1 rRNA gene is annotated in these 898 nt (G+C 54.2%); it reads left to right on the top strand.

What is annotated here, in order from left to right:
- Window positions 1–787, top strand: a 23S ribosomal RNA gene (locus tag L977_RS10730); the annotation flags it as partial.
- Between the last annotated feature and the right edge of the window lie 111 nt (window positions 788–898).

Below are 898 nucleotides of genomic sequence, written 5' to 3'. Positions count from 1 at the left end.
TAGGTGGGAGGCTTTGAAGCGTGGACGCCAGTCTGCGTGGAGCCAACCTTGAAATACCACCCTTTAATGGCTGGTGTTCTAACGTAGACCCGTGATCCGGGTTGCGGACAGTGTCTGGTGGGTAGTTTGACTGGGGCGGTCTCCTCCCAAAGAGTAACGGAGGAGCACGAAGGTTAGCTAATCCTGGTCGGACATCAGGAGGTTAGTGCAATGGCATAAGCTAGCTTGACTGCGAGAGTGACGGCTCGAGCAGGTGCGAAAGCAGGTCATAGTGATCCGGTGGTTCTGAATGGAAGGGCCATCGCTCAACGGATAAAAGGTACTCCGGGGATAACAGGCTGATACCGCCCAAGAGTTCATATCGACGGCGGTGTTTGGCACCTCGATGTCGGCTCATCACATCCTGGGGCTGAAGTAGGTCCCAAGGGTATGGCTGTTCGCCATTTAAAGTGGTACGCGAGCTGGGTTTAGAACGTCGTGAGACAGTTCGGTCCCTATCTGCCGTGGGCGCTGGAGAATTGAGGGGGGCTGCTCCTAGTACGAGAGGACCGGAGTGGACGCATCACTGGTGTTCGGGTTGTCATGCCAATGGCACTGCCCGGTAGCTAAATGCGGAAGAGATAAGTGCTGAAAGCATCTAAGCACGAAACTTGCCCCGAGATGAGTTCTCCCTGAGACTTTAAGTCTCCTGAAGGAACGTTGAAGACGACGACGTTGATAGGTCGGGTGTGTAAGCGCAGCGATGCGTTGAGCTAACCGATACTAATGAACCGTGAGGCTTAACCTTACAACGCCGAAGCTGTTTTGGCGAAGAGAGACGATTTTCAGCCTGATACAGATAACAGAATTTGCCTGGCGGCTTTAGCGCGGTGGTCCCACCTGACCCCATGCCGAACTC

This window comes from Enterobacter sp. ZOR0014 (genome assembly GCF_000798855.1).
Lineage (GTDB): Bacteria > Pseudomonadota > Gammaproteobacteria > Enterobacterales > Enterobacteriaceae > Enterobacter > Enterobacter kobei.
The sequence above is the reverse complement of the archived record's forward strand: the minus strand, read 5'-3'. Positions and strand labels throughout refer to the sequence as shown.